The sequence below is a fragment of the Pseudonocardia sp. 73-21 genome (assembly GCF_001899645.1).
GTDB lineage: Bacteria > Actinomycetota > Actinomycetes > Mycobacteriales > Pseudonocardiaceae > Pseudonocardia.
This window is the reverse complement of the sequence record NZ_MKVV01000020.1, coordinates 73400-91851: the sequence shown is the minus strand read 5'-3', so window position 1 is coordinate 91851 and position 18452 is coordinate 73400. Positions and strand designations below refer to the sequence as shown.

Here is an 18452-nt window from a genome sequence, read left to right as displayed (position 1 = left end):
GTCCGGGCGGACGTCGAGGCCGATGATGTCGGCGCCCTCCCGGGTCACTGTCAAGCGTCCTCCTCGTCCTGGATCGTGCCCGGGCGCGGCAGCAGCCGGACCACCATCTGCAGCAGCCCGCCGTCGACCACCAGGTTCTGCCCGGTCACGTAGCTGGCCGCGTCGCTGGCCAGGAACGCGACGACGCTCGCCACCTCCTCCGGATGACCGATCCGGCGCTGGGCGACGAACCGCTCGCGGGCCGCCCGCACGTCCGGGTCGGCCAGGAAGCCCTCCGCCATCGGCGTCATCATGATCCCGGGACTCACCGAGTTGGCCCGGATCCCGTGCCGCCCCCACTCGACGGCCACCTGGCGCGCGAGGATCTCGACGCCCGCCTTGGTGGCCGAGTACGGCCCGCTGAACGCCTGCGGGCTCGAGCCCGCCACCGACGCGATGTTGACGATGCTGCCGGAGCCCTGCGCGCGCATGAGTGCGCCGAACGCCTGCGTGCACAGGAACGGGCCGCGCAGGTTCACCGCCACCATCCGGTCCCACGCCGCCGGCTCGACGTCCTCCAGCCGCTCGAACATCACGATGCCGGCGTTGTTGACCAGCACGTCGCAGCGGCCGTGCGCCGCGCGGACCGCGTCGGCGGCGGCACCGACGGCGTCGGGCGAGGTCACGTCGGCCTCGACGGCCAGGCCGCCGACGGCGTCGGCCACCTTCTCCGCGGCGGTGCCGTCGACGTCCAGGGCGACGACGTGCGCGCCCAGCTCGGCGAAGAGCTCCGCGGTCGTCGCGCCCAGGCCCTGCCCGGCACCGGTGACGACGGCGACCTTGCCGGCCAGGTCGATGCGGCCCGGTGTGCTCTTCACGCGCTCTCCTCGATGATCGTGATGGCGTTCTCGGGGCAGGCGTTGGCGCCGTCGACGGCGTGCTCCCTGGCGAGCTCGGAGTCGGCGACGGACGTGACGGGCAGGACGAACCCGTCGTCGTCGAGCTGGTAGACGTCGGGGGCGGTGGCGGCGCACTGGCCGTGGCCGGCGCACGCCGCCTGGTCGATCCGGACGCGCACGGCGTCTCCTCTCATCGGGCGGGCGGTGGTTGCAGCAACTCGACCCGCACACCGTCCGGGTCCTGCACGTAGACGACCTTCCCGCCCTCGGCGATACCGGCGTCGGGCGCGACGACGCGGGTCGACACCGCACGGACGCCCGCCGCGAGCAGCGCCGCGTGCACGGCGTCCACGTCGTCGACGACGTAGCAGGTGTGCGCGGTGCCGGGGTTGGCCGTGGACGTGTCGACGGGCGTCCGCGCGACGCCGCGGTACTCGGTCAGCTCGATGCGGGTGGTGGTGCCGGGCGGCTGGAGGTGGGCGATGTGCAGCTCCACACCCGGGTAGCCGACGACCTCGCCCGCGTAGGCCTCGCCGCGCACCTGCCGCGTGATCAGCTCGAACCCGAGCAGGCCCTGGTAGAAGGCGAGCGAGCGGTCGAGGTCGGCCACCTGGATGCCGACGTGGTGCAGGAGGCGGAAGCGATCCGGCAGGTCGCTCATGCCGCCGTGATCCCGCCGTCGACGGCCCAGACCTGGCCGGTGACCCACGTCGACTCGTCGCTCGCGAGGTAGAGCGCGGCGTAGGCGATGTCGTCCTCGGTGCCGAGGCGCCCCAGCGGGTAGTCGCGGGCCCGGTCGGCCTGCCAGTCGTCGGCGAGCGGGCCGTTGCGCTCGGTGTAGGTGCCGACGACAAGTGCGGTCGGCACGGTGCCCGGGCAGACCGCGTTGACCCGGATCGACGCCGACGCATACTCGACGGCCAGCTGCCGGGTCAACCCGATGACGCCCGCCTTGGCCGCCGCGTACGGCGCGATCCCCGGCACGCCGACGAGCCCGCCGACGCTGGCCTGGTTGACGACCGAGCCGCCGGTGCCCTGCACGAGGAGGTGCCGCAGCACGTACTTGTCGGAGAGGAAGACACCGGTCAGGTTGACCGCGATCACCCGCTGCCAGTCGTCGAGGGTGGTGTCGGCGCCCGTCCCGACGCCGGAGACGCCGGCGTTGGCGTAGAGCGCGTCGAGCCCGCCGAACGCGGCGACGGTCTCGGCGACCATTCGCTCGGCGTCCTCCTCGACGGTGACGTCCACCCGGCAGGCGGCGGCCGTGCCACCCTCCTTCTCGATCATCCGGACGGTCGTCTCGGCGCCCGCGGGGTCGCGGTCGGCGCACATCACCGAGGCGCCCTCCGCCGCGAAGCGCACGGCGGCGCCCCGCCCGATGCCCGATCCGGCCCCGGTGATCAACGTTCTCTTGGCGGCCAGTCGGCCCACGGCGGTCGTCCTCTCAGGTGTGCAGCACGAGCGTCAGCTCGGGCGCGGAGCGCAGCATGAACCCGGCGTCGGCGGGGGGCGCACCGGAAACCTCCAACCGCACGACGTCGCGCAGCAGCCGTTCCAGCGCGACCTCCATCTCGAGCTTCGCCAGCAGCGAGCCGGTGCAGGTGTGCTCACCGCCGCCGAACGCGCGCAAGGGTCCGGCCGGGGTGAACTGCGGATCAGGGCCGGCGGCGAACCGCGTGACGTCGAAGGTGTCGGGGTCGGGGAAGACCGCGGGGTCACGGTTGGCCGCCCCGAGCAGCAGGATCAGCTTCTCCCCCGCCCGCACGGTGGTCCCGCCCAGCTCCACGTCGGTCGCGGCCTGCCGTACCGAGCCCTGGACGGGTGCCTTCCAGCGCAGCACCTCCGCGACCGCCGACGCCACGAGCGTCGGGTCGGCCCTCAGCAGCGCCCACTGCCCGGGATCGGTGGCGAGCACGCCGAGCAGGCTGACCAGCGCGCGGTCGGTCGTCTCGATCCCCGCGGCCAGGAAGAACGCGGAGTTGCTGCGGATCTCGGCGTCGGCCAGCCGCTCGCCCTCGTACTCCAGCGTGCAGAGGTCGGAGAGCAGGTCGTCGGTGGGTGCCCGGCGCTTGGCCGCGATGGCCGGGTCGAGCCAGGCGTCGATCTCGGCCTTCGCGGCCACGCCGCGGGCGTGCACGGCGGGGTCGCGGTTGACGTTCGAGACACTGGCGCCCGCCAGGTCGTGGTACCACTGTGGGAACCGGACGGCGTCGTGCATCGTCATCAGATCGGCGATCACCGTCAACGGCAGGGGCGTCGTCAGCGCGGCGCGGATCTCCACCGGTGCGCCCGTCGGGACGTCGGCCAGCAGGCCGTCGACCAGGTCCTCGATCCGTTCCCGGAGGGGCCCGCGCAGCTCGCGCCGGTTGCGGATGCGGCGGGCGACGATGGCGGCCTTGCGCCGGTGCTCGTCACCGGTCATGTGCAGGAGCGTGCGGCCGTAGATGCCCGAGCTGCCCGCACCCGCCGCGATCGGGACGAACGCGGCCGCGTCCCTGAACCCGCGCGTCACCTCGGCCCAGCCGGTCACGAGCCACGCCTGCAACGGCTCGCTCCACGCCACCGGCGCCTCGGCGCGCAACCGGGCGAAGATCGGGTAGGGGTCGGGCGCGGTCTCGCCGCGGGCGAACGCCTCCAGCTCGGCCAGCGCGGACGTTCCGGCGAGCATCACGCGGGCCGCCGCGTCAGCACGACCGGCATGCTGGAGAACGTGTCGTGGCTGCTCGACTCCGTGGGCACGGGCGGGTTCGCCGGGTCGAGCTGCACCCCCGCCGCGTAGAGCGCACGCAGGATGCGCATCATCGTGCCCTCGGTGGGCGCCTCGCCGTCGCGCTTGGCGAGGCCCGTGACCAGCGGTCGGCCGACGCAGACGTGCGCGCCGCCGCCGAACGTCAGCCCCCAGGGCCGCACGCCCGCGCCGGCGGCCTTGCCGCGGTGCGGGTTGAACGTCTGCGCGTCGGGTCCGAACACCTCGGGGTCCCGGTTGGCCGGGGTGAAGAGCAGCGCGACCCGCTCGCCCTCGGCGATCCGCCGCCCCGAGGCGAGCGTGACCGCGTGCGTGGCGTAGCGGAGCAGGGTCGGGGCGGGCTGGTGCAGCCGCAGCGACTCGTTGACCATCAGCCGGAGGAACTCCGGATCGTGCTCCCGGCCGGCGTCCTCGGGGTGGTCCCGGGTCCACTCGTCGAAGTGGATCAGCACGTGCGGCAGCGTGTGCGTGGTGGTCTGGGTGGCCGCCACGAGGAACAGGGTGGCCTCGCGCAGGGGCAGCTGCTCGTCCCACTCCGGGTCCCAGTGCAGGTACAGCAGGGTGAGCAGGTCGACGGGCAGCTCCTCGCGGGCGAGCTCGCCCGCCCGGTACGCCGCGACGACGTCCTGCCGCCTGCGCACGGAGGCGCCGAAGAACTCCTCGACGAACGCGTCCCGCTGCGCGAGCCCGCGGGCGAGCACGGTGTCGTGGTCGTCGGTCGACCACTCGACGGTGGCCGCGGCGCCGAGCTGCTCCACGAACCAGCGGAACCGCTCGGTGCGCTCGGGGGTGTCGACGCCGTCGATGCCGGTGACGGCCGCGGCGATGCGGTGCAGCATCGCCCTGACCAGCACGACGAGGTCGACGGTGACGCGCTCGCTCCCGTCGAAGCACTCGCGCACCATCTGCTCGACGACCGGGTTGAGCGCCTCGTGGTCGTAGTACAGCAGTGCGGCCCGGTCGAACAGCGGGTTCTCCAGGCGTCGCCGTTCCCGGTGGTCCGGCCCGTCGAGCAGCAGGAGCGACTCGGCGAACAGCGGCAGGCTCTCGGTGTGCGAGCCCTGACGGAAGTCCTTGGACCGCAGGATCTCGTCGATCTCGCGGTAGCTCTCGATCTGGGTCATCCCCGCGATGTGCGGCGGCACTGTCCATTCGCGCATGTGCTGCTCCCGCGTCGACGGTGGACCACGGCGTCCAACAAGGGTCATAGTCAACAGCAATCCGAGAGTCTTCTCAAGACCCCGTTCGCTGCATACCATGAACATAGTTAGCTGCCGTCGTCGATCGGAGTCACATGGGCCGGGCCGTGGTGGCCGTCAGCTTCGTGGCCATCGGGCTCGGTACCGCGCCCGCGTTCCTCATCGGGTTCCTCGGCCCGGTCCTGCAGGCCGATCTCGGCCTCTCCCGCACCGCGATCGGCGTGCTGATCGGCGTCATGTTCGGCGCCACCGGACTCGGCTGCGTCCTCGCCGGGCGGGTCACGGAGTCCATCGGGGCGCGGTGGTCGGTGGTGCTCGACAAGGCCCTGCTCATGGCCGCCCTGACGCTGCCGCTGCTGGCCCCCGGCTTCCCGGCCCTGCTGGCCTGCGTCGTGCTGGCCGGGATCGGGTACGGCCTGGTCAACGTGGCCACGAACGTCGCCGTGGCCGCCGCCCTGCCACCCGAGCGACACGGCGTCGGGCTCGCGACCAAGACCGCGGGCGTGCCCGGCGTCGTCACGCTGACCTCGCTCGTGGTGCCCGCGGTCGGGGCGTCGTACGGGTGGCGGCCGGTCTTCCTCGCCACGATCGCGGTGGCCGCGGCCGTCGGCGTCGCGGCCGCGCTGACCCTCCCGGACGCCCGCCGGTCGCGCACCGCGGGCCCGCGGGTGCCGCTCCCGGCCGGTTTCTGGCGCTTCACCCTGGCCGCGACGCTGCTCATCGGCGGCTCGCAGCCGATCTACTCGTGGGCCGTCCCGTACCTGCACGAGGCGACCGGGGCCTCCCTGCCGCTCGCGGGCGTGCTGACGGCCGTGGCGTCCCTCGCCGCGCTCGTGCCGATGCTCGGCGTCGCGCGGGCGGCCGACCGGCTCGGCGTCGCGCGCCGGCTGCCGATGGTCGTCGCGCTCACCGCCGTCGTCGCGGCCGGTGAGGGCCTGCTCGCGGGGCTGGGCGGCAACGTGGTGGCGGGTGCGGCCGGGCTCGTCCTGGCGACCGGGGCGCAGCTGGGCGCCGTCTCGCTGATGCACGCGGCCGTCGTCGCGGCGGCGCCGGAGGCGGTCGGCCGCGCCTCCGCCATGACGATGGTCGGCTTCTACACCGGCGCGCTGTTCTCCGCTCCGCTGTTCGGCCTAGTCGTCGACTCCACCGGCAGCTACCGGGTCGCCTGGGCGGAGTGCACCGCGCTGGTGTGCGCGGCGGCGGCGTGCTTCTGGTGGTGCCGCTCGATCGGCCGCCTCACCGCCTCACCAGAGGTCCCGCATCGCTCCCCACGGACCACCCTGGGCGCTGATCCCGCCGTCCACCGTGATGACCTGTCCCGAGATCATCGCGCCGGCCGGTGAGACCAGGAAGGCGGCGACGTCGGCGATGTCACCGGGCGTGCAGAGGCGGCCGACGGGTGTGTGGTCCACGAGCAGCGCACGGACGTCCTCGCGGCCGGCGAGGTAGGTCTCCAGCGAGTCGGTGAGCACCGGGCCGGGGACGATCGTGTTGGCCGTGACACCACGCGGGCCCAGCTCCACCGCCCAGGAACGGGTCAGGGCCTCCAGCGCGGCCTTGGCGCCCCCGAGCAGCCCGTGGCCGGACTGGGCGAACCGGGCGTCGAGGCCGCCGATCGTCAGGATGCGTCCGCCCGCGCCCATGGCCGGCGCGAACCGGTGCACCATCTCGACCAGCGAGTCGACGACCGTCGCGAACGTCAGCCGGCTGTGCCGTCCGGCGAGGTCGGCGAGCGGCTTGAACGCGGTGGACGCGGCGTTGGCGACAAGGGTGTCGACGCGCCCGAACCGGTCCAGCACGGCATCGGCGAACTCGTCGACGCCGTCGGGATCGGCCAGGTCGACGAGCGCGACGAGCGACTCCGCGCCCTTGCGGCCGACGATCTGGGCCACCTCGTCGGCGGCCGCCGCGTCGCGGCGGCCGTGCACCACGCAGTCGTGGTCGACGGCGAGCCGCTCCAGGATCGCCCGCCCGATGCCGCGGGTGCCACCGGTGACGACGGCGACCCGCCGGCTCACGTGACCCCCAGCAGCCGGGCCATGGTGCCGCCGAGGATCGCGTCGGTGTCGTCGTCGGAGAGACCGAGCGCGCGGATCACCTCGATCTCGGCCGCCGGGTCGGCCATCGGCCAGTCGGAGGCGAAGCAGATGCGCTCCGGGCCGTGCTTCTCGATGACCTGCCGCACCCGCGCCGGATCCAGGGTCGCGAGACTCGGCGGCCACGACGTGTCGAGGTACACCGGCAGCCCGACGACGATCTCGGCCGCCTCCTCGAACCGCTTGTACCCGCCGAAGTGGCAGGCGATCAGGTCCAGCCGCGGGAACCGGCGGACGATGTCGGCGAGCATGGCCGGGCTGCAGCGGTCGCCGGGGTCGGAGCCCGCCCCGCCCACGTGCATGATCACCGCGAACTCGCCGGACATCGCGTCGAGCGTGGCGTACAGACGCGGGTCGTCGATGCGCAGGTCCTGGAACATCGGGTGCACCTTCGCGCCCCGCAACCCGTGGCGGCGCAACGAAGCCACGTTCTCCTCCGGGGAGAGACCCGGGTGCACCGAGCCGAACGGCACGAACCGCGAGCGGTCGAGCCCGCCGGCGAACCGGTTCGCGTTCTCCACCCGTTCCGGGGTGTTGGCGATGCCGAGGCTCACCGAGCGGTCGACACCGGAGGCCGCCATGACCTCGGTCAGCGAACCGACCGTGCCGTCGCCGTAGCGCTCCAGATCCGCCGGCGAGCCCGCGATGGCCTTCTTCGCGACGGCGTCGGGATACACGTGGGTGTGCCCGTCGATGATCACAGCTTGGTCACCTCTCCCCCGTCGATCACCAGCACCGATCCGTTGACGAAATCGGAGAGCGGCGAGGCCAGGTAGCAGACCAGCGGCCCGAACTCCGCGACGTCGCCCATGCGGCCCGCCGGGATCTTCCGCAACCGCCGCTCCAGGATCTCCGGCGACTCCAGGACAGCCGACTGGGCGTCGGTGGAGAACGCGCCCGGGGCGATGGCGTTGACCTGGATCCCGAACCGCGCCCACTCGGCCCCGAGCGCCTTCGTGAACTGGAGCACCGCACCCTTGGACGCCGAGTACGAGACGAGGATCGGCTTGCCGTTGATCCCCGACGTACTGGCGATGTTGATCACCTTGCCGGAGCGCTGCGCGAGGAAGTGCCTCCCGGCCGCCCTGGCGAGCACCGCGGGTGCGCGCACGTTGACGGCGAACACCTCGTCCCACTCGGCCTGCGACTGCTCGGAGAACTTCCCCGCGGGCGCGATGCCGGCGTTGTTGACCACGATGTCGAGCCGGCCGAACCGCTCCACCGCCGTGTCGGCGAGAGCGGCGACCTCCTCGGCGTCGCGCATGTCGACGGTCGCGACCGCGATGTGCTCCGGGTCTCCGGCCTGCAGCTTCTCCAGCGCCGGCGTGGAGCGGGCGGCGGCGAGCACCGACGCGCCCTCCGCCACCAGCGCCTCGACGGCCGCCCGGCCCAGCCCGCGGCTCGCGCCGGTGACGATCGCGACCTTCCCGGTCAGCCCGAGGTCCATCAGCTTCCCTTCACGGCGATCTCGACGACCTGACGCTTGGCGATCTTGCCGACGGCGTTCTTGGGCAGCGAGTCCATCGTCAGGACCCGTTCGGGGATCTTGATGCTCGGCAGCCCGGCCGCCCTGCAGTGCGCCCGCAGCGACTCCTCGTCGACGACCGCGCCGTCCCGGACGGCGACGGCCGCCAGCACCGCCTCGCCCCACTCGCGGTCCGGCACCCCGACCACGGCCGCCTCGATCACTCCCGGGAACGTGTAGAGCACGCGCTCGATCTCCGAGGGGGTGATGTTGTAGCCGCCGCGGATGATCAGGTCCTTCATCCGGTCGACGATGTAGAGGTAGCCCTGCTCGTCGAACGTGCCGACGTCGCCGGAGCGCACCCAGCCGTCGACGAGGGTCTCGGCCGTCTTCTCCGGGTCCTTGTGGTAGCAGCGCATCGTGTAGGGCGTGTGGAAGAGCACCTCGCCGCGCTCGCCGGGCGGGCAGTCACCGCCCTGTTGGTCCACGACACGCACGTCCGCGAGGAACGACGCCCGGCCCGCCGAGGCCGTGAGCCCGGTGTGGCCGGCCGCGATCAGCCGGTGGTCGTCCTGGCTGAGCATCGTGGCGATCGAGCACACCTCGGCCATGCCGTAGAGCTGGGAGAACACCGGCCCGAAGCGGTTCACCAGCTCCGTGACGCGGTCGGGGGCGATCGGCGCGGCGCCGTACCCGACCGACGTCAGCGAGGGCAGCGAGGTGCGGTCGAGCCCCGCCTCCAGCACGCGGTAGAGCATCGTGGGCACCAGGTAGGTGTGGGTCGCCGCGCGCCGGGTGGCCTCGGCGGCGAACGCGCCGGGGTCGAACCCGCGCGCGTCGAGGAACCCGACCGCGCCGCCCAGCAGGAACGACGGCGCGAGCGTGATCTGCACGGACGAGTTGTGCGGGATGGTCAGCAGCCAGCGCGACGCCGCCGACATCCCGTACTCGAGACCCGCGACCATGGCGTGTGTCGCGACCGCGTGGGAGTCGAACAGGATTCCCTTGGGCGTGCCGGTGGTGCCGCTCGTGTAGACGATGCAGAACTCGTCGTCCGGCGCGCGGTCGTGCAGCGTCGACGGCGGCGCGGCCGACGCGTCGGCGAGGCATCCGTACCCGGTGGGCGACGGGTCGTCGACGTCGAGCACCGCCACGTCGAACTCGGCGGCGAGCGTCTGCGCGGTCTCGGCGAACCCCGACTCCGTGACCAGGATCCGCGCACCGGCGTTGGCCATGATCGCGCGGTACTCGTCGAGGCTCATGCGGAAGTTCAGCCCGCAGTACACCCCACCGGCCTTGGTGACCGCGACGATCGCCTCCGCCACCTCGAGCCGGTTGCGCAGCAGCACCGCCACCCGGTCGCCCTTGACCAGGCCGTAGCGGCCGTGCAGGACGTTCGCGAGCCGGTTGGAGCGCTCGTCGAGGTCGCGGTAGGTCAGCGACCGGTCGCCGTCGAACGCGGCGGCCGAACCGGGGTTCTTGCGGGCATGCGTCGCGACGGCGACACCGATGTCCATCTCTCCCCCTAGACGTAGAGGACGACGTCGCCGTCCTCCACGGCGACCTCGTACGTGCGGACCCGGGTCCTCTGCGGGTCGACGAGCGAGCGCCCGGTCGCGAGGTCGAACTCGTAGCCGTGCCACGGGCAGGTGATGAACTCGTTGTGGCGGATGTAGGAGTACTCGTGCGCCGGGGTGTCGGCCATCGTCCCCTTCACGACGCCCTCGCAGAGCGGGGCGCCGTGGTGCGGGCAGCTGTTGCGCAGCGCGTAGAACGTCCCGCCGACGTTGAGCACGCCGATCGCGCGGCCCTCGATGGTCACGATCCGGCGCTCGCCGTAGGGGAACTCGTCCACCGGCGCGATGACGTGCCGGTTACCGCTCCGTGCGTCTCTGGGCGTGGCCAACTCAGTCAAGGCGGTCTCCGTAGACGGCTCGCGGGGTCTCGACCATGATCTTGTGCCGCAGCTCCTTGGAGACGGCCTGCAGCGAGCGGTCCGGGTTGTCGAAGTCCCAGTGCGGGTAGTCGGAGCTGAACATCAGCGTCCGGTCGGCGTGCAGCATCTCCATCAGCGGCGCGACGTGCGTCGGGTCGTGCGGCTCGATGAACGGCTGCGTGGTGAAGCGGATGTGGTCGAGCAGGTACTCCGACGGCGGCCGGGTGAGCCACGGCACCTCGTTGCGCAGGCCCTTCCAGTCGCGGTCGAGCTTCCACATCACCTCGAGCGCCCAGAGGAACCCGCCCTCGGCGATGATGTATTTGAGCTCCGGGAACTTCTCGAACACCCCGTGGCAGATCATCGAGAGCGTGTTGGACTGGTGGATCTGCCCGAGCGCGGTGTGCCACTCCAGGTAGAACGTGGGCGTGCCGGCCATCTGCGGCGCCTTCGCGAACACGTTCTCCGTGCCCGAGGGGTGCACCACCAGCGGCAGCTCGTGGCGCGCGCAGGCCTCGTAGATGGGCCAGTAGTGCTTCTCGCCCATGAGGATCTGCCCGAGCGGCATGAACACCGCGACGATCCCGTCGCGCTTCGCGACGCGGTCGATCTCCGCGACGGCGGCCTCGGGGTCCTGCGGGGCGATGCACAACGCGCCGCGCCAGCGCACGTCGTTCTGCAGCCAGCGCTCGCACATCCACTCGTTGTAGGCCGACGCGATAGTGGCCGCGACCATGCCGTCGGGCATCGCGCCGATGCCCAGGCACTGCCCGGCCAGCAGCACCGCCCGGTAGATGCCGTGCGTGTCGAGCAGGTGCTGCGCGGTGAAGTCCGGGTCGGTCGCGGGCGGCATCCCCGGGCGGGCCGCATCCTCGCGGTAGGCACCGGCGGAGTTGATGTAGAGGTAGTCGAGCGGCAGCGTGAACTGCGCCGCGGCCATCCCCTTGGCCCAGTCCTCGCCGCTCACGCCGAGCCGGTTCTTCCACGTCTCGGTCATGTACGGCGTGAGGTCGCGGATGCCGTTCACGAAGTTCGGGTGGACGTCGGAGTCGATGATGCCGGTCTTCCTGGGGTCCGACGTGCCCGCTGCTCGCGGCGCCTCGATCGTGGTCATGTAGCTCCTCCTCGAGTTACCGCGCCCGGCCGAGCAGCGCGAGGTTGTAGTACTGGGCTCCGGAGCCGGCGCCCGCGGCGAGCGCGATCTCCGCCCGGGCGATCTGGCGGTCGCCCGCCGTGCCGCGCACCTGGTGCACGGCCTCGGCGAGCTTGAGGGTGGGCGCGCCCCAGCCGATGTGGCTGAACGACAGCAGGCCGCCGTCGGTGCAGGTGGGCAGCTTGCCGTCGGCTCCGATGCCGGTGGCCAGCGCGAAGTCCGTGCCCTCGCCCTCGCCGCAGAACCCGAGCGCCTCGAACTGGCGGGCCACCTCGAGCGAGTTGACGTCGTAGAGCTGGGCGACGTCGACGTCCGAGGGGCCGAGCCCGGCCTGCCCGAACGCCTTGCGCGCGGCCGCCGAGCCGATCGACCACACCTGCTCGTAGCGGGCCGGGTCGACGTACTGCTGCCGCAGCCACTCCATGCCCGCGCCCAGCAGCACCACCGGCGGGTGCGGCAGGTCGCGCGCCCGCTCCAGCGTCGTGACGACGACGGCAGCGCCGCCCTCCGAGGCCAGGCACAGGTCGAGCAGCGTGAACGGGTCGACGACCGGCGGCGCGGTGAGCACGTCGTCGGCGGTGTACGGGCCGCGGCCGTGCATCACGGCGGCCGGGTTCACCGAACCGGTGTTCCTGATGGTGGCGGCGATCTCGGCCATCCCCCGGCGGGCGTGCGGGAACCGGGCGAGGTGGCGCTGCGCCACCAGCGCGAAGTGCGTGGCGGTGAACGCCCCGAACGGCTCGACGAACTCGTTGCCGGGCCGGGTGTAGGCCGCGACCGTGCCACCGCCCAGCACCCCGGCCTGCCCGCCGGTGATCAGCACCGTCGTGGCCTGGCCGGTGAGGATCGCACCGGCCGCGTCGACCAGGGCGGGCACGCCCTGCGGGTAGGAGTCGCCGATCCAGCCCAGCGGGACGCCCAGCAGCGTCGACCAGTCGGCCGAACCGGGGGCGAGCTCCGTGCCGCCGGGGCCGGGCCAGCGCGCCGCGATCCCGTCGACGTCGGTGTGGCGCAGGCCCGCGTCGGCCAGCGCGAGCCTGGCGGCGTCGAGCGCCACCTGCAGGGAGTTCTTCTCCGAGCGCTTGACCTGCGGGGTCAGACCGACGCCGACGATCGCCACCTCGTCGAGCCTCATGCCGTCTCCCGGAAGGCCGGGACCGTACGGCCGTCCCGCTCCAGCCAGGTCACCTCGACGGGCGCGTCGATGGCGGGCAGCCGGCTGCCGACCAGGGTGGTGAGCATGCTCCACCCCTCGTCGAGGTCGACGATGCCGAGGTGGAACGGCACCTCCACCCCCGGCGTCGACGCCTTGTGCACGACGGTGGCGCTGTAGACCCGGCCGCACCCGGAACTCGGCTCGTAGGACCAGTTCTCCGACAGGCACTCCGGGCAGGCGATCTGCGGCGTGAAGAAGTTGCGCCCGCAGTCGCCGCACACCGGCCGCACCAGCTCGCGCCGCTCGGCCGCCGACCAGAAGCCGGCCGTCAGCTCCGTCATGCCTCGCCCACGAGAAGCAGGTGGGCGGCCTCCTTGACGGTCATGCCGACCTGCACCCCGCGCCGGGCCGCTGCCTCGTTGTGCGCGCTGATCAGGCCGTGGGCGTAGCCGAGGAACGCGTCGCCGATGGGTGCGGTGGTGCCGTCGATGCAGGCCCCGGCGAGCCCCGCCTCGTCGGCGGTCTGCAGGCCGGCGATGCCGGAGCGGTTCTTGCTCATCCCGCCGTCGTGGCAGATGAACCCCCACGGCTTGGCCTCGAGCAGGAACTTCGCGCCGCTGCGGCCGGTGTGGCCGGCCGTGACCAGGACCGAGGTGTTCTCGTCCTCGGGATAGGCCCAGACGATCGAGTCGGTGACGACGACGCGCCGGCCGCTGTCGTGGGTCTCGACGACCTCGCGGCGGACCTTGTTGCCCACCTCGGTGTCGGTCGGGTCGTTGTCGAGCAGCACGTCGGCGGCCTCGCGGACCGTCATGCCCGCCTTCACCCCGCACGTCTCGGCGATGTAGTTGACGTGCTTGACCACGCCGCTCTCGTAGAGATCGGCGCCGTTGCCCATGTCGGCCGTCATCCCGTCGGCGGTGGCGGCGGGGATGCCCAGCGCCTCCAGGTACCAGAGACCCGCGATGCCGGCGCCGTCCTTGCCGACGCAGGCGTCGTGGCCGATCACACCGCGCGGCCGGTGGATCGCGATCATCCGCGCGGGCAGCACGCCGATGTAGGAGGCGGGCACCACCACGTCGGTCAGGGTGTTGCCCGCGTCGACGTAGCGGGCGGAGTCCATCGTGACGACGCGGCGGCCGTCCCGCTCCACCACCACGTCCTGCGGGTGCTCCTGCTCCCGCTCCAGCAGTGTCTTGCCGTCCATGCGCAGGTCCTGACGTCGTCGTGCAATCCCTGATTATGATTAACAGCAGTGCCGATCCTATACGGCGTCGGCGCACATGAGAAGGCGCCGTGACCGATGATGCCGGTCACGGCGCCCAGTAGCTAGAGGAACGACGACTACAAGCCGTACATCTCCCAGCTCAGGACCTCGTCCATCTGCCGCTGGTAGTGCCGCTCGAAGTACCGCAGCGTGTCGTCCATGTGCTTGCGCATCGCGGCCTCGGCCTTCGCACCCTCGCCGGACTCGATGCCGATGCACACCTCGTCGTGCGCCTGCCAGACGATCTTGCGGAAGCGCTTGGGGTACTCGACGCCGAGCACGGTGCCGTCGGTGATCCAGTGCAGCGAGTTGATGCAGTAGCCGAAGAGCGGGTTCTCCGACCCCCAGGCCACGAGGTCGTGGAAGCGCCGGTTCTCGTCGAGGAAGGCGTCGCGGTCGTCGAGCGAGGCGCCCATGTGGTCGACCGACGCGCGCAGGTCGGCCAGCAGCCCCTGGTCCCCGCGTTCGGCGCACAGCCGCGCCGTCAGCGGCTCGAGCAGCTGCCGGGTCTCGATCACGGCCCGGAACGGGGTGTCGGCGAACTGCATGAGCAGCGCCAGCGTGCTGGCCAGGTGCCGCGAGTCCGGCGAGGTGATCACCGGGCCGCCACCGGGGCCGGGGCGGATCGTCAGCACGCCCTGCAGCTCGAGCACCCGCAGCGCCTCGCGCAACGTGTTGCGCCCGACGTTGTAGGTCTCCAGCATGTCGCGCTCGGGCGGCAGGTGGCTGCCCACCGGCAGGTTGCGGTCCTTGATCTCCTTGACGATCCGCTGCGCGATCACCGTCGCACGCTTCGGCGGCATCCCGGACGGCGCCGAACGCGGCGTCACATCCCTGCGGGTGACGGACATGTCGTGACTCCCCTGGCGTCTGTCACCGGCACGGGCCGGGGCGCTTTCCTGATTATGGTACTCAGCGATGGAGGGCCGACGTCGCGCGAGCGTCCGGACGGTAGCGTAGCGGCCCACCTCGACGGAGGATGCCGCGCCGTCACCGGCGAGGCCTCAGCTGAACACCGGCCTCGGAGAGCTCGTCGGTCATGCGCCTGCGACGTCGCGGGAGTCGAGGATGCCCTGGGCGGCCGGCAGCCAGGACGCCACGCCGGAGAAGGGCAGCGCCACGAGCGTGGCCTCCACCAGCTGCTCCTCCGACGCGCCCGCCCTGCGCGCACCACGGGAGTGGATGGCGACGAACCGTGGCTGGTACTCGGCGGCGTTGACCGCGCAGAGCAGCAGCTCCATGTCACGCGCGGGCAGTGGTGTCTCGGCCAGCGACGACTCGCGCATGAGGAAGTAGCCCTCCAGGCCGCCTGCGACCCGGTCGCCGAGCAGCTCGACGTAGTCGGGCACGAAGCCGAAGTAGCGCCGGAAGTACGCGTACGCACCGGGTACGTCGGCATCGAAGGCGGCCGTGGCCTCGGGGTCGGCGGCGGCCGGGTCGACCGGACCGTAGGCCTTGTCGGTGGCGGCGACGAACGACGCGTGCGGCGTGATGCCGCGGGAGATCAGCAGCCCGACCGAGGCACCCTCGACGTGCTCGCGGGGCACGCCCGACTTGGCGGCGGCCGCCACGAAGTGGTCGACCAGCGCCTCGTCGCGCTTGACCGCGCAGATCGCCGCGGCGAAGACCTGTTTGAGACCCGCCGGGAGCGTGCCGTCGGTGGAGATGGCGTCGGCCACGCGGGCCAGCCCCTCCACGAACTTCGGCGCCGAGACCTCGAGCCGCGGCAGCCAGGGCGCGTCGCCCACCAGCTCCGCGGTCCGTCGTCCGCCCGACGTTGCCACCATCGTGATCAGCTCCTCGTCGCCCTCGCGCTCCAGGCCTCCAGATTAGTATCATAGTATTCATGGACTTCACGGAGAAGTGGTTCGGTCTCGGCCCCGCGGAACTCGCCCTGCAGCAGGAGGCCCGCGCGCTCGCGGCCGCCGTCGCACCCTTCGCCGCCGAGGCCGACGCCATGAGCGAGATCCATCCCGGCGTGCGCGACGCGCTGCGGGAGAGCGGCCTCGCCGCCCTGATGGTTCCCGCCGCGTACGGCGGGCGCAACGACGACGTCGACCCGCTCGCCGTCTGCCTGGTGCGGGAGGTACTGATGCGTGCGTCGTCGCACCTCGACTCGATGTTCGCGCTCCAGGGCATCGGCAGCTACGCGATCACGCGCGGCGGTACCGACGAGCAGAAGGCGCAATGGCTGCCGAAGGTCGCGTCGCTCGAGACGCTCGCCGCGCTCGCGCTCACCGAGGAGCACGCGGGGTCCGACCTCAAGAACGTCTCCACGACCGTCGTCGAGAAGGACGGCGAGCTGGTCCTGAGCGGCGCGAAGTCGTTCATCTCCAACGCCGGTGCCGCCGACTTCTACGTGACGCTGGCGAAGGAGGAGGCCGGCCTCTCGCTCCTGCTCGTGCCGGCCGACTCCCCCGGCGTGAGCACCGCACCCAGCCCCGAGCTGATCGCGCCGCACGTCCTGGGCGAGGTCGTGTTCGACGACGTCGTGCTGCCGCAGGGTGCGCGGCTCGGCGCGCCCGGCAAGGCGATGCGGCTGGTGCTCGGCACGCTCGCGGTGTTCCGGGTCTCCGTCGCGGGCGCGGCGTGCGGGCTCGCGGCCGGCGCACTGGCCGAGGCCGCCCGTCACGCCACGCGGCGCGAGCAGTTCGGGCGGCCCCTGCTCAAGCACGGACCGGTGGCCCAGCTGCTCGCGGACTCGTGGAACGACGTCGAGATGGCCCGGCTGCTGACCTACCAGGCCGCCGCGCAGGCCCGCGAGGACCCGGCGGCCGCGCTGAACCGCTCGTCCATGGCGAAGGTCGCGGCGACCGAGGCCGCGAGCCGGGTCGTGGACCGCTGCGTACAGGTGATGGGCCGCTGGGGGCTCGTCGCGAACTCCCCCGTCGAGCGCTACTACCGCCAGGCCCGGCCGATGCGGGTCTACGAAGGCGCCTCGGAGGTGCTGAAGCTGGGCATCGCCACCCAGCTCTGCGCCGACCTCGACGCGATCTGACCACCCTCGTCCGTCAGCGTCCCTGCCAGCGGGGCGGGCGCTTCTCCGCGAAGGCGCGCGCGCCCTCCTGCGCGTCGGCGGAGGCGCGAACCGGTCCGATCAGCTCCTCCTGTCGCGCGAAGCGCTCGGCGGCGGTCCAGTCGGGCGCCGCCCCCATCACGGCCTTCGACGCCTGGACGGCCAGCGGTGCGTTCGCCGCGATCTCCGCGGCCAGCTCACGGGCGGCGCGCAGCGCATCACCGTCGGGCACCACGGCGTTGACGAGGCCGAGCTCGGCGCACCGGGCCGCGCTGAACGGTCGGCCGGTGAGCACGGCCTCGGTGGCGAGGTTGCGCGGGATCCGCTCGGGCAGGCGCAACATCCCGCCGCCCGACGCCACGAGCCCGCGGCGCACCTCGGGCAGGCCGAACACGGCGCTCTCCCCCGCGACGATCAGGTCGCAGGCCAGCGCGATCTCGAACCCACCGCCCAGCGCGGGACCTTCGACGGCCGCGATCAGCGGCTTGCGCGGAGGCCGGCCGACGATGCCGAAGCCGCCGCGCCGCGCGTCGACGGGCCGGTCGCCGGTCTCGGCGTAGGCGCGCAGATCCATGCCCGCGGAGAAGTACCCGCCCGCACCGGTGAGGACCCCCACGCGCAGCTCGGGATCCGCGTCGAGCTCGTCGAACGCGGCCGCGATCAGTGCGGCGGTGGCGGCGTCGACGGCGTTGCGCCGGTGCGGGCGGTTGATGGTGACGACGGCGACGCCCTCGGTGCTCGAGACGAGGACCGACGCCGCCTCCACGGCTGTCATCGGGGCGCCATCCGGATCGCGCCGTCCAGCCGGATCGTCTCCCCGTTGATCATCGGGTTCTCCAGGACGTGCACGGCGAGGGCGCCGAACTCGTCGGGGGCACCGAGCCTGCTCGGGTGCGGCACCATCGTCCCGAGCGAGTCGCGGACCTCCTGCGGGAGGCGCCCCAGCAGCGGGGTGTCGAAGATGCCCGGCGCGATCGTCGCGACGCGGATGAGCTTCGAGGCGAGGTCCCGGGCGGCGACGATCGTCATGCCGACCACACCCGCCTTCGACGACGCGTACGGGATCTGCCCGATCTGCCCCTCCCACGCCGCCACCGAGGCGGTGAGCACGATCGCCCCGCGCTCGCCGTCGACCTCGTCGGTGCGCGCCATCCGCGCCGCCGCGAGCCGCAGGACGTTGAACGAGCCGATCAGGTTGAGCTCGATGATCGCGGCGTAGTCGGCGAGCGAGCCGGGGCCGCCGTCCTTCCTCAGGATGCGCATCGCGTGCCCGCGCCCCGCACAGTGCACCACGGCCCGCAGCGGCCCCAGCTCCGACGCGACCGCCAGCGCGGGTTCGACGCCCTCCTCGGTGCGTACGTCGCCGGCGACGAACCGCGCCGTCGCCCCCAGCTCGGCGGCCACCTCGACGCCGCCGGAGCTCTCGAGGTCGAGCAGCACGACGTGCGCGCCGCCCTTCACGAGCCGCCGCGCCGTCGCGAGACCGAGCCCGGAGGCCCCTCCCGTGACGACGGCGGAGATGCCTGAGATGTCCATGCCG

Annotated in this window: 21 protein-coding genes; 2 read left to right on the top strand and 19 right to left on the bottom strand. The window is 72.6% G+C overall.

What is annotated here, in order from left to right:
- Window positions 1-50 precede the first annotated feature (50 nt).
- Genes BGP03_RS04745 through BGP03_RS04720 form a run of 6 tightly spaced genes read right to left on the bottom strand, consistent with a single transcriptional unit; the run spans window position 51 to window position 4784 of the window.
- A complete protein-coding gene (locus BGP03_RS04745) occupies window positions 51-857 on the bottom strand; it encodes an SDR family oxidoreductase (protein ID WP_298797343.1) in 807 nt (268 codons plus the stop codon).
- A complete protein-coding gene (locus BGP03_RS04740; protein WP_296370199.1) occupies window positions 854-1057 on the bottom strand; it encodes a ferredoxin in 204 nt (67 codons plus the stop codon). The genes BGP03_RS04745 and BGP03_RS04740 overlap by 4 nt, the downstream gene beginning before the upstream one ends.
- Window positions 1058-1068: 11 nt before the next feature.
- Window positions 1069-1539 carry a VOC family protein gene (locus BGP03_RS04735; protein WP_296370201.1) on the bottom strand — a complete coding sequence of 157 codons (471 nt, stop codon included), beginning with the start codon at window positions 1537-1539 and terminating at the stop codon, window positions 1069-1071.
- The gene (locus BGP03_RS04730) at window positions 1536-2309 is read right to left on the bottom strand and encodes a glucose 1-dehydrogenase (protein WP_296370203.1); all 774 of its coding nucleotides are present in this window, start codon (window positions 2307-2309) and stop codon (window positions 1536-1538) included. The genes BGP03_RS04735 and BGP03_RS04730 overlap by 4 nt, the downstream gene beginning before the upstream one ends.
- 13 nt (window positions 2310-2322) lie before the next feature.
- Entirely contained in the window at window positions 2323-3546 is a 1224-nt protein-coding gene (locus BGP03_RS04725; RefSeq protein WP_298797364.1) for a cytochrome P450, read from the bottom strand.
- Window positions 3546-4784 carry a cytochrome P450 gene (locus BGP03_RS04720; RefSeq protein ID WP_296370205.1) on the bottom strand — a complete coding sequence of 413 codons (1239 nt, stop codon included), beginning with the start codon at window positions 4782-4784 and terminating at the stop codon, window positions 3546-3548. Before BGP03_RS04720 ends, BGP03_RS04725 begins: the two co-directional genes overlap by 1 nt.
- A 134-nt stretch (window positions 4785-4918) precedes the next feature.
- Here BGP03_RS04720 and BGP03_RS04715 point away from each other — a divergent pair, with 134 nt between their 5' ends.
- Complete coding sequence (locus BGP03_RS04715) at window positions 4919-6166, top strand: MFS transporter (RefSeq protein WP_298797342.1); 1248 nt, start codon at window positions 4919-4921, stop codon at window positions 6164-6166.
- Here the strand turns inward: BGP03_RS04715 and BGP03_RS04710 are convergent.
- The 11 genes from BGP03_RS04710 to BGP03_RS04660 all read right to left on the bottom strand — a co-directional run bounded on the left by BGP03_RS04710 (window position 6068) and on the right by BGP03_RS04660 (window position 15683).
- On the bottom strand, window positions 6068-6841 hold the full coding sequence (locus BGP03_RS04710; protein ID WP_298797341.1) for an SDR family oxidoreductase: 774 nt from the start codon (window positions 6839-6841) through the stop codon (window positions 6068-6070). The genes BGP03_RS04715 and BGP03_RS04710 overlap by 99 nt on opposite strands.
- A complete protein-coding gene (locus BGP03_RS04705; RefSeq protein ID WP_296370211.1) occupies window positions 6838-7620 on the bottom strand; it encodes an amidohydrolase family protein in 783 nt (260 codons plus the stop codon). The genes BGP03_RS04710 and BGP03_RS04705 overlap by 4 nt, the downstream gene beginning before the upstream one ends.
- Window positions 7617-8366 (bottom strand): glucose 1-dehydrogenase, encoded by a 750-nt coding sequence (locus BGP03_RS04700; protein WP_298797340.1) that lies wholly within the window; start codon window positions 8364-8366, stop codon window positions 7617-7619. Before BGP03_RS04700 ends, BGP03_RS04705 begins: the two co-directional genes overlap by 4 nt.
- Window positions 8366-9901 carry an AMP-binding protein gene (locus BGP03_RS04695; protein WP_298797339.1) on the bottom strand — a complete coding sequence of 512 codons (1536 nt, stop codon included), beginning with the start codon at window positions 9899-9901 and terminating at the stop codon, window positions 8366-8368. The genes BGP03_RS04700 and BGP03_RS04695 overlap by 1 nt, the downstream gene beginning before the upstream one ends.
- Window positions 9902-9909: 8 nt before the next feature.
- Window positions 9910-10290 (bottom strand): Rieske (2Fe-2S) protein, encoded by a 381-nt coding sequence (locus BGP03_RS04690; RefSeq protein ID WP_298797363.1) that lies wholly within the window; start codon window positions 10288-10290, stop codon window positions 9910-9912.
- 1 nt (window position 10291) lies between these two features.
- Entirely contained in the window at window positions 10292-11434 is a 1143-nt protein-coding gene (locus BGP03_RS04685) for an amidohydrolase family protein (protein WP_296370218.1), read from the bottom strand.
- A gap of 16 nt (window positions 11435-11450) precedes the next feature.
- Window positions 11451-12608 carry a thiolase family protein gene (locus tag BGP03_RS04680; RefSeq protein ID WP_298797338.1) on the bottom strand — a complete coding sequence of 386 codons (1158 nt, stop codon included), beginning with the start codon at window positions 12606-12608 and terminating at the stop codon, window positions 11451-11453.
- Window positions 12605-12970, bottom strand: a complete 366-nt coding sequence (locus BGP03_RS04675; protein ID WP_298797337.1) for an OB-fold domain-containing protein — start codon at window positions 12968-12970, stop codon at window positions 12605-12607. Before BGP03_RS04675 ends, BGP03_RS04680 begins: the two co-directional genes overlap by 4 nt.
- A complete protein-coding gene (locus BGP03_RS04670) occupies window positions 12967-13836 on the bottom strand; it encodes a hypothetical protein (protein WP_298797336.1) in 870 nt (289 codons plus the stop codon). The genes BGP03_RS04675 and BGP03_RS04670 overlap by 4 nt, the downstream gene beginning before the upstream one ends.
- A gap of 137 nt (window positions 13837-13973) precedes the next feature.
- The gene (locus BGP03_RS04665) at window positions 13974-14747 is read right to left on the bottom strand and encodes a FadR/GntR family transcriptional regulator (RefSeq protein WP_296370226.1); all 774 of its coding nucleotides are present in this window, start codon (window positions 14745-14747) and stop codon (window positions 13974-13976) included.
- A gap of 186 nt (window positions 14748-14933) precedes the next feature.
- Window positions 14934-15683 carry a carboxymuconolactone decarboxylase family protein gene (locus BGP03_RS04660; protein WP_296370228.1) on the bottom strand — a complete coding sequence of 250 codons (750 nt, stop codon included), beginning with the start codon at window positions 15681-15683 and terminating at the stop codon, window positions 14934-14936.
- Between the two features lie 59 nt (window positions 15684-15742).
- Between BGP03_RS04660 and BGP03_RS04655 the strand changes: the two genes are divergently transcribed.
- On the top strand, window positions 15743-16894 hold the full coding sequence (locus BGP03_RS04655) for an acyl-CoA dehydrogenase family protein (protein WP_296370231.1): 1152 nt from the start codon (window positions 15743-15745) through the stop codon (window positions 16892-16894).
- Window positions 16895-16907: 13 nt separating this feature from the next.
- Here BGP03_RS04655 and BGP03_RS04650 read toward each other — a convergent pair whose 3' ends face one another.
- Complete coding sequence (locus BGP03_RS04650; protein ID WP_296370233.1) at window positions 16908-17687, bottom strand: crotonase/enoyl-CoA hydratase family protein; 780 nt, start codon at window positions 17685-17687, stop codon at window positions 16908-16910.
- Entirely contained in the window at window positions 17684-18448 is a 765-nt protein-coding gene (locus BGP03_RS04645; RefSeq protein WP_298797335.1) for an SDR family NAD(P)-dependent oxidoreductase, read from the bottom strand. Before BGP03_RS04645 ends, BGP03_RS04650 begins: the two co-directional genes overlap by 4 nt.
- Window positions 18449-18452: the final 4 nt, after the last annotated feature.